The organism is Nitrosococcus watsonii C-113, from assembly GCF_000143085.1.
Lineage (GTDB): Bacteria > Pseudomonadota > Gammaproteobacteria > Nitrosococcales > Nitrosococcaceae > Nitrosococcus > Nitrosococcus watsonii.
Genome location: NC_014315.1, coordinates 421,974 through 437,309, shown reverse-complemented (window position 1 = coordinate 437,309; position 15,336 = coordinate 421,974). Strand labels below are relative to the sequence as shown.

Annotated in this window: 13 protein-coding genes and 1 pseudogene; 5 read left to right on the top strand and 9 right to left on the bottom strand. The window is 52.4% G+C overall.

The features are described 5' to 3' along the window. The first annotated feature begins 32 nt into the window (after positions 1–32). The gene (locus NWAT_RS02065; RefSeq protein WP_013219495.1) at positions 33–2,345 is read left to right on the top strand and encodes a nitric-oxide reductase large subunit; all 2,313 of its coding nucleotides are present in this window, start codon (positions 33–35) and stop codon (positions 2,343–2,345) included. 121 nt (positions 2,346–2,466) lie between these two features. Continuing rightward, entirely contained in the window at positions 2,467–3,621 is a 1,155-nt protein-coding gene (locus NWAT_RS02060; protein ID WP_157679780.1) for a class I fructose-bisphosphate aldolase, read from the top strand. Between the two features lie 265 nt (positions 3,622–3,886). Here NWAT_RS02060 and NWAT_RS15895 read toward each other — a convergent pair whose 3' ends face one another. Then, positions 3,887–4,087, bottom strand: a complete 201-nt coding sequence (locus NWAT_RS15895; protein WP_013219493.1) for a DUF3565 domain-containing protein — start codon at positions 4,085–4,087, stop codon at positions 3,887–3,889. A gap of 315 nt (positions 4,088–4,402) precedes the next feature. After that, positions 4,403–5,088 (bottom strand): annotated as a pseudogene (locus tag NWAT_RS15890) (IS1 family transposase); the annotation flags it as partial. 256 nt (positions 5,089–5,344) lie between these two features. On the opposite strand from NWAT_RS15890, the gene NWAT_RS16930 reads away from it, so the two are divergent. Next, positions 5,345–5,656, top strand: a complete 312-nt coding sequence (locus NWAT_RS16930; RefSeq protein WP_013220071.1) for an IS630 transposase-related protein — start codon at positions 5,345–5,347, stop codon at positions 5,654–5,656. Positions 5,657–5,669: 13 nt separating this feature from the next. After that, the gene (locus tag NWAT_RS02045) at positions 5,670–6,203 is read left to right on the top strand and encodes a transposase (protein WP_013219491.1); all 534 of its coding nucleotides are present in this window, start codon (positions 5,670–5,672) and stop codon (positions 6,201–6,203) included. A gap of 526 nt (positions 6,204–6,729) precedes the next feature. Here NWAT_RS02045 and NWAT_RS02040 read toward each other — a convergent pair. The 7 genes from NWAT_RS02040 to NWAT_RS18150 all read right to left on the bottom strand — a co-directional run bounded on the left by NWAT_RS02040 (position 6,730) and on the right by NWAT_RS18150 (position 13,465). Further along, positions 6,730–8,655, bottom strand: a complete 1,926-nt coding sequence (locus NWAT_RS02040) for a diguanylate cyclase (RefSeq protein ID WP_013219490.1) — start codon at positions 8,653–8,655, stop codon at positions 6,730–6,732. Between the two features lie 136 nt (positions 8,656–8,791). Further along, positions 8,792–9,694: a tyrosine recombinase XerC gene (gene xerC, locus NWAT_RS02035; RefSeq protein WP_013219489.1), complete on the bottom strand. Its 903-nt coding sequence runs from the start codon at positions 9,692–9,694 to the stop codon at positions 8,792–8,794. Between the two features lie 7 nt (positions 9,695–9,701). Next, positions 9,702–10,433 carry a DUF484 family protein gene (locus tag NWAT_RS02030; protein WP_013219488.1) on the bottom strand — a complete coding sequence of 244 codons (732 nt, stop codon included), beginning with the start codon at positions 10,431–10,433 and terminating at the stop codon, positions 9,702–9,704. After that, positions 10,430–11,260 (bottom strand): diaminopimelate epimerase, encoded by an 831-nt coding sequence (gene dapF, locus NWAT_RS02025; protein WP_013219487.1) that lies wholly within the window; start codon positions 11,258–11,260, stop codon positions 10,430–10,432. Before dapF ends, NWAT_RS02030 begins: the two co-directional genes overlap by 4 nt. Positions 11,261–11,299: 39 nt before the next feature. After that, positions 11,300–11,971, bottom strand: coding sequence for a class I SAM-dependent methyltransferase (locus tag NWAT_RS02020; protein ID WP_013219486.1), 672 nt, complete (start codon positions 11,969–11,971; stop codon positions 11,300–11,302). Between the two features lie 50 nt (positions 11,972–12,021). After that, positions 12,022–13,272, bottom strand: a complete 1,251-nt coding sequence (lysA, locus tag NWAT_RS02015) for a diaminopimelate decarboxylase (protein WP_198342191.1) — start codon at positions 13,270–13,272, stop codon at positions 12,022–12,024. Next, the gene (locus tag NWAT_RS18150; protein ID WP_232420183.1) at positions 13,247–13,465 is read right to left on the bottom strand and encodes a hypothetical protein; all 219 of its coding nucleotides are present in this window, start codon (positions 13,463–13,465) and stop codon (positions 13,247–13,249) included. The genes lysA and NWAT_RS18150 overlap by 26 nt, the downstream gene beginning before the upstream one ends. 152 nt (positions 13,466–13,617) lie before the next feature. Here NWAT_RS18150 and pilB point away from each other — a divergent pair, with 152 nt between their 5' ends. Beyond that, on the top strand, positions 13,618–15,333 hold the full coding sequence (gene pilB / locus NWAT_RS02010; protein ID WP_041350397.1) for a type IV-A pilus assembly ATPase PilB: 1,716 nt from the start codon (positions 13,618–13,620) through the stop codon (positions 15,331–15,333). Positions 15,334–15,336: the final 3 nt, after the last annotated feature.

The following is a 15,336-nucleotide window of genomic DNA, read 5'->3' as shown; positions in this document are numbered from 1 at the left end:
TTCCAGCTTATCCATACTAAAGTGCTGACGCTATGGAAATACATGGGACCAACGCCATCGAAAACAGCTTGATTGATACCGCTGACCCGCCGCTGTCGCCATGGTGGCTCCGCTGGGTGCTGGCCGTGCTGGTGCTGGGCCTGGCCGCCCTGCTGGCGATCACCGTGCTGGCCTACCGAAATGCGCCGCCGATACCCGAGCAGGTGGTGGACGCGAGCGGCGCCATCGTGTTCACTGGCGACGACATTCGTGCCGGCCAGGGCGTATTCCTGAAGTACGGATTGATGGACAATGGCTCGATCTGGGGACACGGCGGCTACCTCGGCCTGGACTATTCCGCCGAGGCGCTGCACCAGATTGGCCAGGACAGCGCCCGCGCCCTGGCGATGCTGCAATACAAGAGGCCGTTATCGGCACTCGCTCGGCACCAACGCGATGCAGTGCAGGTACAGGTAGCGGATCTGCTGAAAACCAATCGCTACGATGCAACCACCGGTGTGCTAACGCTGGCGCCGGCCGCCGCGCAAATCTACCGCCAGCAAATCGCGTACTGGACGGATTACTTCCAGCACCCGGATACCAACGGCGGTTTAAAGCCCGGCCTGATCACTGATCCACAGGAATTGCGCCAGTTTGCCGCGTTCGTCACCTGGGCCGCGTGGGCCTCGGTCACCAACCGGCCTGGCAAGGACTACTCCTACACTAACAATTTCCCCTACGATCCGAGCGTGGGCAACGTACCCATCGGACCAGCGCTGCTATGGAGCGCCCTGAGCCTGCTCATGCTGCTGGGCGGCATTGGAGTGGCGCTGCTGGCCTTCGGCAAATTCGACTACCTGGGCTGGGTAAGTGCGGGCCGTCATGTGCATCCGCAACTGCTGCCGGGGCAGGCGGGACCGGGCCAGCGCGCCTTGGTGAAATTCTTCGTGGTGGTAGCACTGCTGTTTCTGATGCAAACGCTAGTAGGCGGCGGTACCGCGCACTTTCGCGCCGATCCGGGCAGCTTCTACGGCTTCCGCCTGGAGGATGTGTTCCCTAGCAACCTGCTGCGCACCTGGCATCTGCAGACGGCAATCTTCTGGATCGCCACCGCCTACGTGGCGACCGCCCTGTTCCTCGGGCGCTCGCTGCGTAGCGACGAGCCGAAAGGATTCGCCCTGTGGATACACCTGCTGTTCGGCGCCTTTGTGGTGGTGATAGGCGCGAGCCTGCTGGGCGAATGGGTGGGCATGTCGCAACTACTCGGCAAATGGTGGTTCTGGCTGGCCAACCAGGGCTGGGAATACATGGAGATCGGCCGCCTCTGGCAGATCTTGCTGGTGGTCGGCCTATTTGCGTGGTTTGCACTGCTGCTGTGGGTGGCGCGGCCCCGCCACAACGACAACCCACAGGTGCGTCCGCTGACGCGCATGTTTCTGTGGGCAGCGCTGGCCATTCCGGTGTTCTACCTGCCGGCGCTGTTCTATGGCACGCACACCAATTTCACCGTAGTCGATACCTGGCGCTTTTGGATCATTCACCTGTGGGTGGAAGGCTTCTTTGAGTTCTTCGCTACCACGGTGGTGGCGCTGACCTTCTTCCAGCTCGGCCTGACTCCGCGCAACACCGCCCTGCGGGTGATTTATCTCGATGCCATCTTGTATTTTCTAGGCGGCCTGCTGGGCACTGGCCACCACTGGTACTTCAATGGGCAAACCGGCCTCAACATGGCCGTCTCGGCCATGTTCTCGGCGCTGGAAGTGGTGCCACTGACCCTGCTAACGCTGGATGCGTGGCACTTTGTACGCACTACCCGCAGCGAATGCGAGATCTGCGGCGAATCAATCGCGATCCCCCATAAGTGGACGTTCTACTTCCTGATGGCGGTGGGGTTTTGGAACTTCCTCGGCGCCGGTATGTTCGGCTTCCTGATCAACCTGCCGATCGTCAGCTACTACGAGGTGGGCACCATCCTTACCCCCAACCACGGCCATACCGCGCTGATGGGCGTGTTTGGCATGCTGGCCATCGCAATGATGGTGCTGGTATTGCGCCAGACCAGCAGCGACGAGCGCTGGGCCGGCATCGAGAAGTACGTTAAAGTGTCGTTCTGGGGCACCAACCTGGGCCTACTGCTGATGATGGCATTGAACCTGTTCCCCGGCGGGGTGCTGCAGGTATGGGACGTGATCGAGCACGGCTACTGGCACGCGCGCAGCATCGACTACGTGGGCAGCACGCGCTCCCACATTATCGAGTGGCTGCGGCTGCCAGCAGATCTAGTGTTCATCATCTTCGGCGCGGCGCCGCTGGTGATCGCCACGATTAAGGCCTGGCTGGGCATGCGGCGGGAAACAGCGCATTAAACTGGGGCTGGCAGGCGTTTGCGAATATGCCGGCAAAAGCGATCATCCTCCAACAAGGATTTCCTGCCGGAAGCTCCATGGAAACATCTGAGCGACCTCGGCCGCCATCACTTGGTAATGGATGTTATTGATCACCCCCCAAATTGGTGAAAAAGGCGTCTACCTAAAGCAACGACTCAGAAATAAGTTGATCGAGCACAAGCAGTATATTGCCAAACATGGCCAAGACATGCCGGAAATTCGTAACTGGAAATGGAGCCCCCCAATGAAAACACAAGCACTGATAGACACCGCGAGGAAATTGGTTGCCGATGACAAGGGCGTGTTGGCGATGGATGAAAGTAACCCAACCTGCAATAAACGTTTTGCCAAGCTGGGAATTCCCCAAACCAAAGAGGCTCGGCGCGCCTGGCGGGAATTAATCGTAACCACGCCTGGGCTTGGGCGGAGCATCAGTGGCGCGATTCTTTATGACGAGACGGTCCGGCAGCAAACAAATGAAGGCATCCCCTTTGTTAAGGCCGTCATGGATGCGGGAATCATCCCCGGCATCAAGGTTGACGCCGGCGCCAAGGAAATGGCGGGCCATCCCGGCGAGAAAATAACCGAAGGGCTGGATGGACTGCGTGATCGCCTGGCGGAATATGCCCAAATGGGCCTCCGTTTTGCCAAGTGGCGCGCAGTGATCACTATTGGCAAAGACATTCCCAGCCGGGGTTGCATCGAAGCCAATGGACAGGCCCTGGCCCGTTATGGGGCATTGTGCCAGGAAGCCGCGCTGGTTCCCATCGTCGAGCCGGAGGTGCTCATGGACGGCACCCATACCCTAGAGCGATGCCGCAAGGTCACGGAGGAAGTTCTACGAACAGTGTTCAACCAGCTTTACCGCCAACGGGTGATGCTGGAGGGTGTGATCTTGAAGCCCAACATGGTGCTTCCAGGATTGGACTGCCCTCAACAAGAAGGGGTGGATGAAGTCGCCGATGCCACGGTAGGCTGTTTCCTGCGGGCCGTTCCCGCTGCCGTTCCCGGCATTACCTTCCTGTCGGGCGGCCAATCCCCCGAACTGGCCTCGGCCCGCTTAAACGCCATGAATGCTCGCTGGCAGTCGCAACTTCCTTGGGCATTGGCCTTCTCGTTCGCCCGCGCCATTCAACAGCCAGCAATGGAAATTTGGTCAGGCCAGGATGCCCACGTGACAGCAGCCCAGCAAGCGTTGCTTCATCGCGCCGACTGCAACCGGGCGGCACGCCGTGGCAAATATACGGCTGCATGATCTCCGATTATCATTCTCCCACCTCCAATGAGGAGAAAACTCTCTCCGCCCTACTTTAAGCTACCTTTTCAGGCACGCCGGTGTTTTTGAAACTAGCTTGGTTGACGGAAAAAGCGCCGATTAAGCCCGAGAGACTGCAAACACCTGCATCTTTCTCGCCATTATGCACGGCATTACGCCTGCCTATCCCAAAAATTATGTTAGCTTTCTTTCAAAATGTACGGTAAATACTTAGGTAAATATTGTACTCGCTTTAAAATTCCACTCAAAGCGGGATCTCAACAGAATCACACTTAACACAGTTGAGGACTCGCCCTACCATTGACTGGCGTCCTGCAACAGTCTCCACCCACGGTCGATTGATAAATGGCGGTTGATGCCGGACATGCTGGCCATGAGTACATTCTAGATCCGCCACCCAGTCGCCGTGCTCATCTTGGTGATAATCAACTATTTTGCGTTTCATGGACAACTCTATCTAAATTTTTAAATGAGTAAATAGCCTTTACATCAATCCCCATTAACATACCACGTTTTCATAATTCTCCCGCCCCGGGAATGTTAAGATAACAATCAACCATAAAAAGATATCATCTCAGGACTTACGCAAAAGCGCCTTAAAGGGTCGTTTCCTGAGTAAAAGGTTAGTAGTTGATAGCATGAAAACATTGGTCAGGCGTTTAGATTATTGCCAATACCTGCTGGTCAGCCAGATCAACTGCACGTTGACGAATTGGTAGTGCTGCAAGTTGAGTAATAATCGGGCTGGGGTTGTTGGTCGAAGGGTTGCATTGTAATGGTGAATAAAATACCCAATGGCGCCGATGTGATTGTCCAACTTTTTGGAGAAAGATAACGTTTTCCTCACTAAACGTGACACGCGCTGCCTAAGCGTACCATTAAAGCGCTCAATGTGATGGGTTTGCCCTGTTTTTTTACCGACGGCTCGATGGCGTTGAGTTGGGAAGATGGCGTGATAGCCTTCCCAAAAATCCGAGTAACACAGGGCACACTGCCGATAAAGACTGCCATAATCTTTGCGCTCCTGTTGGACTCCGCTCACCCATATAAATGCCCACAATGTCTTGGGTATCCCGATCGAGTGCCAACCAACCCCCTTGTTCGTAAGCCTTTTTAACGACAAATGACCCAAGCTCATCGCACTCAAGGGTTAAACGAGCTCTGGACTTTTTTTATCTCCACTCGCCGTGGTATACGCGCATATTTATCATTGACATAATATTGCAGCCACCGCGCTGAAACGCCCGTGACCCGGTCAATACCGGCAGGCGGTATTCGCTCTAAAAGTCATTTATCCATCCAGCTCTTCGTCTCATCAGTGAGGGGGCTATTTTTGGGTTTTTCTACCAATTGCCGACCACACGCTTTGCATAAAAACTTGCGGGTACCTGCTCCGTTGCACCCGTTTTTAACCATAGAAAATCCACCACATCGGGGACAATTCATCGGGCTCTCCTTTAGAAAAACAGATCCTTAATATATAGCGTATAATCACTCGGTATGCAGCACTACCAACGAATTTTGCGGATCGCTGTGAACGATTTAGCCATGATGCCATCAACCGCTACCTACGAGGCGAGCGTATTACCCCGCGACTGATTGGGGAGGATGAGCGAAGTCAGGTCGTCGCCACGGCTCAAGGATAGGTTGTTTTCGATGATATAGTTATTTCATTTAATTATGGGACATGTTATGCTTTAGCATGACTTATTCACTTGATTTGAGAGAGGCCGCGCTCTCGTACATAAAAAACGGCGGCAGTAAGGTTGAAGCATCCCGTCTTTTTGGTTTTTCCCGCTCTACTCTATACAGATGGCTTGATATGGAAGATTTAACCCCGAAAATTCATGGTTCGAGAGATCGCAAGATTGATAAAGAGGCTTTAAAGAAACATGTTAAGGACCATCCCGATATGTTCTTGCATGAGCGTGCTGAGATTTTTGGCGTTGCTGTGAGCGGAATGCACTATGCGCTCAAGCGCTTGGGCATCGTAAAAAAAAGAGCGCGGGTATAGCGAGCGCTGTACTATGAAAAGGCAGGAGTATTTGGAAAAGCTCCGCGCCGAGCATCGCATGAGGGGCTTTAAGAACCTGATTTACATTGATGAGACTGGCTTTGATGCGCCTTGCTATAGAGATATGGGCTGGGTAACAAAGGGGCAAAAAATTCTTGGTCTTGTGAGCGGAAAACGCAAGCGCAGAACCAATCTGATCATGGCGCAACGTCACAATGCATCGGGACGTCAGAAAAAATGGCTGGCTCCCATCCTTTTTGAAGGCTCATGTACAGCAGCTCTTGTGGAAACATGGATTGAGCGATGCCTGATGAAAAAGCTGGATGAACCCACCATCATCGTCATGGATAACGCCAGCTTCCACAAGCATAAACGTATTCAGAAGTTCGTGGCGCCGGCTTATCACATGGTCATACCATTGCCGCCTTACTCGCCAGACTTTAACCCCATAGAAAAAACATTCGGCGCCATGAAAAAAAGGAGAAAATCCATCCCTCAAAACACAACAATCGACCAACTTATATTGTCTTATAATTCAATGAAATGACTATATAATGCGACCCTTTGCCCAACAAACCGATCCTGATTATCACTCACAATGCAGGACTACCGAAAAAGGAAATCTATGCCACCTGTAACAACATTCGAGTAACTCATAATGGCACATTATTAACGCAAATTACTATAAAAAGCCAGAGTCGAGAACAATCGTCCATCAAAAGCTTCGAGCTTGAGTTCGGCTTCGTGCTGCTTGCCAGTTTCAGGCAGGTTGAAGGTCGAACCATCCGTCGATCATCCCGAGCTAAACACGCCAAAGAAATCACTATACCTGCCGCCTCGTAGTCGCCCTCCTGTGTGAATGGAGGAGCCACTCGCAAGAGCCATTGAGCAGCGCGAAACCGCTCCATGCTTCTCAAAAACTTTACCGGGATAATGACGGGAGTAAAACGGCTCACGCCGCGGGGGAGGTTCGGATTTCGCCTAGTGCCTTAAAAAGGGGGCCTGAGACGGTTCGAGATAAACGGAAGGTTGTTTTCATGGACCCGTGCGGGATGATGGACGAGGGAGGTTGTTTAGTTTTTCCTGTCTGGAGAAGACGCCATACAAACCCGGTTCCGGCCACTACGCTTTGCTTGATAAAGCGCTTGGTCGGCCAACCGGTAAAGATCATTCCAGTGCTGCATTTCCTCTAAACTTGTCGCCAAACCTATACTGATACTTAATGCGCCAGTGGAATTCAGCGAGGTCCAGCGATGCTCTTCCACGGCACGCCGTAATCGTTCAGCCACATGAAATGCTTCGGCAGAGGCGGTGTCAGGGCAAACAGCCAAAAATTCCTCGCCGCCTAAACGGCAAATTATATCGCTGCTCCGGGCCGAGCTGCGGAACACATTGGCGATCTCCCGCAAGACGCCATCGCCAGCCTCATGACCATACTGATCATTGACCTGTTTAAAGTAATCCAAATCTATCACCAAACAGGAGAAAGGATTTTGATTGCGTTCATACTCGGCCCAGGCTTGTTCCATCCGCTCCATTGCATAACGGCGATTAGGAAGCCCCGTCAGCGAATCGGTCATCGCCATTTGCCCAAGACGACGATTAGCCACGGCTAAATCCGCCAGGTAACCACGAGTCGCTTCCCGCTCCTGTTCTGCCTCTTCCCGGAGACGAATCAAACGTTCCCCACCTCCAACACGAGCTTGTAACACTTCATAGTTAAAAGGTTTGGCGATATGATCATCGGCCCCCGCCTCGAAGATCCGAATGGCCTCATCTCCGCTCATCGGACCGGTTAGCACAATAAGGTAAACCTGTTGGCCGCGCTTCATTTCCCGCAAGCTCCGGCAGAATTTCATGGAACTCGCTCCTGATAAGCGGTGCTCATAAATGACAAGCTGGCATTGGTTTTCCAAAACCAGAGAGAGTCCCTCCCTCCCCTCGCGGGCAACATTCACCGAATGTCCCATGCTCTCAAGCCAACCCGTAAAGCGTTTGCAATTCAATTCATCATCGCTAACCAGCAATATCCTAAGCGGAGTAAAATTGCTAGCCTCTGAAGCAGAGGTTTGCCGCTCCATTTTCTCTTGTAGCTCCTCTTTAAGATTAACTAGAGAAGGCACTTCCTGGGTAGGCACTGCCAATAACCGTCCCCATTCAATCCACGCTTGCGTAATTTTTTTAAGCAACCGCTCCAAGGATGCTTCATCCAATTCAAAGGAGAAAGCAAGCTCTTCCAGATTTGCCAACCGCTCAGACTGCTCAGCGGCCTGGGCCACACAAAACCTGGCAATATGGCCGGAAAAATAGAGTTGCCGAGCTATTCGCTGGACCCGCGAAGCACCCTCCAACTCTCCTGGCCCAGGCTGATAGCTAGCTGCGATTCCCTCCAGATGAACAGCGGGTAAACCCCAGTCTTCCAGCAGTGCTATAGTCATTTCCCTATGATTGGTAACAAATTTCTCATGCTCGCGAGCGAGCAAGGCTTGCTCATCTGCGTGGCTGCATGATAGTAAAACGGCGGTATAGCTATCAGGATAAATAGCGGCTAAACCCAACTGACCCACGCGCGCAAGCAAACCGCAGGTAAACGCCTCCTCTGGCGCAATAACGCGCTCCAAGCCCGCAAGCGCCTGGGCAGCAAGCGCTGTCGCTAAAGAATGAGACCAAAAACCAGGGTAGTCGAACCCTTCACAGCGGCCATGGCTATAATTTGAAAGGACGGAAATCCCCAGGACAAACTGACGGATAGCAGCGATACCTAGCAATTTTACCACGTCTTCGATGGCAACCACTGGGCGACGGACACCCACGGAGGCAGAATTAGCAAACTTAAGCAACCTTCCCGCAAGTGCCGGATCGGCCTGGATGACCCTGGCTAAATCCTGGATGGAGGTTTCCTCGCGCTGGGTAAGGCGCATAATTTCCAGGGCAACCCCGGAAGGGGAGGGTAAATCACCCATGGCTTTAAGTTCATCAAATCGAGTAGCAAACGACATCTCGTGGACTCTTTAACTAAAAAATACAACAGGCGGCTATCAGCTTTGCATACTTCTAAAATCTCACCCGACTTTATTTAATTGATATCGACCGCTGTCTCTTTTTTTTCAGATTCCAGCGCCAGAATGTGATCAGTTAGCGCTTTTTTCTGGCCCGAGGATGAGTTTGGTCATAAATTTTAGCGAGATGCTGAAAATCCAAATGGGTATAAATTTGCGTCGTACTGATATCGGCATGGCCTAGCAATTCCTGCACTGCCCGCAAATCACCGCTAGATTCCAGCAAATGGGAGGCAAAAGCATGCCGCAGACGATGGGGATGGATGGCCACATCGAAGCCTTGCCGCAACCCCCAGAGACGCAGCCGTTTTTGCACCGCGCGGGGAGAGAGACGGCGGCCGCGGCGAGTCACGAAGACGGCCTCTTGGCTCTGGCTGATCCACCCCGCCCGTATTGGGAGCCATGCTAAAAGGGCTGCTTTAGCTCGCCTGCCAAGAGGGACTTCCCGGGTTTTGGCGCCTTTGCCAACGACCCGTACTAAAGCGGTATCCAAGTCCAACGCACTTAGGTTTAAGCCAACCAGTTCAGCCAACCGCAGTCCGGAAGAATAGAAGAGTTCCAGGATGGCTTGATCGCGAAGCAAGAGATCGCCACAAGGTTTAGTATTCAATAATTGGGCAGCTTGATCCACATCGAGGGTAGGGGGCAGCGCACGTTTTCCTCTGGGAGCGGAAATTCCTTGAGCTGGATTATGATCCACGATGTTTTCACGCTGCAGGTAGACATAGAAGCTACGGAGGGCCGACAAAAGACGTTGAATACTCCTTCCGGAAAGCCCCGTCTGGTGATAAGCGGCCACCAGCGCCCGCACTTTTTGGGCATCCAGTGCTTGCCAGTTCCCGATCCCATTGCGGCCGCAAAAGGCCATGACTTTTGCAAGGTCACGACGATAACTAACAACCGTCTGCGGCGATAACCCTCGCTCATACTGAAGATGAAGAAGGAATTTTTGTATCCAAATTTGCCGTTCCTCTCCCATGATTCAGTTATGGCCAATGGCGATGGAGGACCTGCTCCACCATGACCCCTAAATAATCCAGGAACATGGTCCCTAGATCAGCCCTGAACCGGTCCGGTTCTTGGCTGCCCATGGCAAGCACCCCCCGGCGCTGATCTCTGCCCAAGGGAATCAAAGCGCAAGAAACCGCCCGTTCCACCTCTTCTCCAAATAAATAATCCCTCTGTTCCCCAGTAAGCCGACCACAAATAGGTTGGGAACTTTTCAAAACACTGGCGAGCACTTCAAGCTCAGGAGCATGTCGAGAAACGAGCACCACATTAAAATGATCCGGCAAGGAAGGGGGCAAAGATTCACCATCGAAGAATAACCTTAAGGCGATAACATCTACGTCAAAACCAGTCTGTAAAGAAGAAAATAAAACTTCAATCGCCGCCTGGGGAGTAGCCGCTGTCAACACCCCCAAGGCTAATTGATGCACTTTTTTGCTTAAATCGTCATTGACTACGGCATTTTCAATCAAATCGTGCAACTGCTGCTTTAATTCCCTATTCTGTTCCCGTAATAGTGCTAATTGCCGTTCCACCAGGCTAATTGCAGCGCCGCTGGGATGGGGAATAGTCAATTTCCTTAAAAGATCCGGATGGCGAGCAAAAAAATCTGAATGAGTCCACAGATATTCTGCTATGGACTGCTCCCGCTCCTGCGCTTCCTCTGGCGAGGTTTTCTGTATTTCTTTCTCTTTTGCTTTCTTTTTCATAGATCAAAACTCCCCTCGAATACGGTTTCTGCCGGTCCGCTCATCCAAACAGATTGACCATCACCTTCCCAGCGAATACCTAAGCGCCCGCCAGGCAGATCCACCTTAACTTGCCCACTCAACCAGCCCCGCCGCTTGCCTATCACCACGGCGGCGCAGGCTCCAGTTCCACAAGCGGGAGTCTCTCCAGCACCCCGTTCATAAACTCGCAACCGGAGATGGCTAGGGGAAACAATTTGCGCAAACCCCACATTCACCCGTTGAGGAAAGCAAGGATGATTTTCCAGCAAGGGTCCCCAATGGGCTACAGGGGCGGCATCAACAGCGGGTACCCGCAACACGCAGTGGGGGTTACCCAGGGATACGACTCCAATTTCCAGCTGCTGCCCATCGAGCTCCAGTGAATAATAGTCTGCCTCATGGTCTACCTTAAACGGGATTTGCTGGGGAGCAAAACGGGGCACACCCATGTCTACCGTGATCTGCCCATCGGGCTCTAATTGCAGCTGAATAATGCCGCCTGCAGTCTGGACCCGTAGCGTATTTTTGTCGGTGAGCTTCCGCTCACGTACAAAGCGGGCAAAGCACCGGGCCCCATTACCACATTGCTCTACCTCACCGCCATCAGCATTAAAAATCCGATAACCAAAGTCAATCGCTGGCGAGGAAGCGGGCGTTACTAGCAATACTTGGTCACAGCCTATGCCCAAGCGGCGATTAGCAATCCAGCGTACCTGGGAGGCAGTTAAGAACAGTGGCTGGGAAAAGGCGTCGATGACTACGAAATCATTGCCCAAACCCTGCATTTTAGTAAAAGCAATACGCATTGTGCTTACTTAACCCAAGGACAAAAAATATCAATCTCATCAGGAAAAAGCTAAAAACCCCGAAATGACCAAATGCCTATCGCTCACTACCACTACCTCCAGGGAATCCAGTCCTGCCTGGGCTAGTTGCTCCTGGAGTTCTTCAGGCTTAAAGGCCGCCAACAGTGAGTTGAAAAAATCTCGCTGCAATATCTCCGGCTCATCCGCGGCATATTGATCCACTAAGGCTACTGCCTCACTACGGGTTGCCGGGCGGCACAGATCCATAATAAAGACCGGCGCGCCCCTAACACCGTAACGCTTTAGGCAATTCCATAAAATGGCCGGTTCAAGGAGATGGTGAAGCAGGCTATTGCTAATCAGCACATCGTACTGTTTTCTAGGCAAACGCACTGCCGGCAGCCGGCCATGCACGAACTTTACCCGCGCCTTCAACCTGGTTTTGCTAACCGCTTGTTGCCCGTAATGCAGCATCGCCGCAGCACCGTCCACGCCATGGACGATACAGGAAGGCCAGGCCCGCGCCACCCGTAAGGTAATATCTCCCGGACCACAGCCCAGATCAAGCACATAACCACTCAAGGCATCAGCAGGAAAAGCGCCCCGGAGCAGTTCAATAAAATGGCTGTTAGGTTCGGAAAAATCAGCCTCAGCATAGGCCCGTGCTTGGGTCTTATCATCCATTAACTCAGGCTCAGGAATACGCTCCAAGGCTGCTACCACCTGTTATTTTCTTGGCCTTGCTGATACTGGCCAGCACCCTACCTAGGCAAGGTCGATTCACCCTCATAGAGGGACTCCACGGTTTCCCGCTCCCGTACTAAATGGGCTTCGGCACCGTCCACCATTATTTCAGCGGCCCGGGGCCGGGAATTATAATTGGAACTCATGGTAAAACCGTAGGCCCCCGCAGCGCGCACTACCAACAAATCTCCTGCCTCAATGGCGAGCTGGCGCTGCTTACCAAGAAAATCACCGGTCTCGCACACGGGCCCCACCACATCAAACAAGAGCGCTTCCCTTGTGGCGTCCACGGTCACCGGGATAATCTCCTGCCAGGCATCGTAGAGCGCTGGGCGAAGCAAATCATTCATCGCTGCATCCACAATGGCGAAATTTTTCTGGGGCGCCTGTTTAAGATACTCGATCCGAGTTAGCAGCACGCCTCCATTGCCGACAATGGCCCGACCGGGTTCGATCCATATTTCCAAGTCTCTCCCCGCTAGTTTCTCCCGTAAAGCGGCAGCATACTGTTGAGGGCTTGGAGGCGCCTCATCCCGATAGATGATTCCCAAACCACCTCCAAGATCAATATGGCGAACTTCAATCCCCCTCTTAGCGAGCTGGTCTACTAACGCTAGTACCCGTTCTAGAGCAGCCAGAAAAGGAGATAAAGAAGTAAGCTGAGAGCCAATATGACAATCCACGCCAAGGATATCGATGTGAGGCAAGGTAACCGCACGAGCATACACCGCTAGGGCCTGATCAATTTCTATGCCGAATTTATTATCACGCAACCCGGTCGCAATATAAGGGTGGGTGCGTGCATCCACATCCGGATTTACCCGCAAAGACACTGGCGCCCGCTGCCCCAATTTGCCAGCAATCTCATTCAAACGAAGCAATTCGGCCTCGGATTCCACATTGAAGCAAGCAATACCGACAGCAAGGGCTCGCTCCATCTCGTCAGTACGCTTACCCACCCCAGAGAACACAATCCGTCCAGGATCGCCCCCTGCCGCCAGCACCCGTTCCAACTCGCCCACCGACACGATATCAAAGCCCGACCCCAAACGGGCTAAAATATCCAAAACCGCCAGATTAGAGTTTGCTTTCACCGCATAGCATATTTGGTGAGGATGTTCCTCAAAAGCTTGATCAAATGCCCGCCACTGATGCTCAATCGCGGCACGGGAATAAATATAACAGGGCATACCAAAGCGGCTTGCAATCTCCGGCAAGGGAATCTCTTCCGCCCATAAAACGTTATTGCAGTAATGAAAATATTCCATCATTCACTTTACCTTTTGCACCATCCCGTTTTCCTTTGGTAAGTAAAGCGGGCCTTTCTGGCCGCATCCTGTTGCGAATAGTCCTATAAGCAATAATGCCATCAATCCCCATAATCCCCAATTTCGCAGCACTCTGCTTTCTCCTAAAAATTTTAAATTCCCATTGTAGCGGTTTTCTGGCTATGATTTTCACCCCCTGATTCCATTTCCCATTTCGTATTCCTCAAGAATCAGCGCAATCTTGCGATATCTTTAAAGTTATGAAGGAAATTCGCTTCCATGGCTTTTCCATGATTGAGATCGTCGCTACGGAATATCCCGCCTGCTGGAGGTAAATTAAAGTATATGGCCACTCCTGGAGTACAGATCATAATGAGCGGTCTGGTCCGCCGTTTGGTAGAGGATGGATTGCTTAGTGAAGCCAATGCCCGGCAAGCCCACGAGCATTCCCGTAAAAGCGGCACTCCTTTGGTGACTTACCTGGTACAGCAAAAGCTACTTAAAAGCCTGGATATTGGTCAAGCAGCCTCCCAAGAATTCGGCGTCCCTCTCTTCGATATCAATGCCTTGGATTTGGATTATCTTCCCAAAGGACTCGTGGAAGAAAAATTGGTTCGCCAACATCAGGCACTACCCTTATTCAAGCGTGGAAATCGTCTCTTCGTTGCCGTGGCCGATCCCACCAACCTGCAAGCATTAGACGAAATCAAGTTCCATACGGGAATTAATACCGAAGCTATCCTCGTTGAAGAAGACAAGCTAGCACGCATGATCGAGCGGGCCATGGAGGCCCAAGACACTTCCCTGGCAGACCTAAACGATACGGCGCTAGATGACCTTGACATCTCTGGAGGTGAAAATGAGCCTCCGGAAAATTCTGCTGAATCGGAGGCTGATGATACCCCGGTAGTTCGTTTTATTAATAAAGTTCTGTTGGACGCCATTCATCAGGGAGCCTCGGATATTCATTTTGAGCCCTATGAAAAAATCTATCGGATCAGATACCGGCAAGATGGGGTGTTGCGGGAAGTCGCCACCCCTCCTATTGCCCTGTCCGGTCGGTTGGCAGCCCGCCTCAAAGTCATGTCCCGCTTGGATATTTCCGAACGGAGGGTACCTCAAGATGGGCGCATGAAAATGAATATTTCCAAAAATCGCGCCATTGATTTTCGGGTAAATAGTTGCCCCACTTTATTCGGCGAGAAAATCGTATTGCGTATCCTGGACCCCTCCAGCGCGCAAATGGGAATCGAGGCGCTAGGTTATGAAGAAAGACAACAACAACTCTTTCTAGAAACCATTCACCGCCCTTATGGGATGGTGCTCGTTACCGGCCCCACGGGCAGTGGTAAAACGGTCTCTCTTTATACTGCGCTTAATATTCTTAATACCGCGGACCGTAATATCTCCACTGCCGAAGACCCAGCGGAAATCAATCTGCCTGGTATTAACCAAGTCAATGTCTACCCCAAAGTCGGTTTGACTTTCGCCGGCGCCCTTAAAGCCTTCTTGCGTCAGGACCCCGATGTCATCATGGTGGGGGAAATTCGGGATCTGGAAACGGCTGAAATTGCCATTAAAGCTGCCCAAACCGGCCATATGGTGCTTTCCACCCTTCATACCAACGACGCGCCCCAAACCCTGACCCGGCTATTAAACATGGGGGTGGCGTCCTACAACATCGCCTCGGCAGTTTCTTTGATCATCGCCCAACGCCTGGCCCGGCGCCTCTGCTCCCGCTGCAAAACACCCGAAAAGATACCCCACGAAGCCCTGCTAGAAGAAGGTTTTACCCAAGCTCAATTGGAAACCACGCCCACCCTTTATAAGGCAGTAGGCTGCGAGCACTGCACCAAAGGCTATAAAGGCCGCGTGGGTATCTATCAGGTCATGCCTGTATCAGAGGAGATGGGCCGCATTATTATGGCGGGAGGCAATTCCATGGAACTTGCGGAGCAGTCAAAAAAAGAAGGCGTCGCCGATCTCCGCCAATCGGGGCTTAAAAAAATTATTGATGGCATGACCAGTATAGAAGAAATTAACCGTGTAACGAAGGAGTAATCA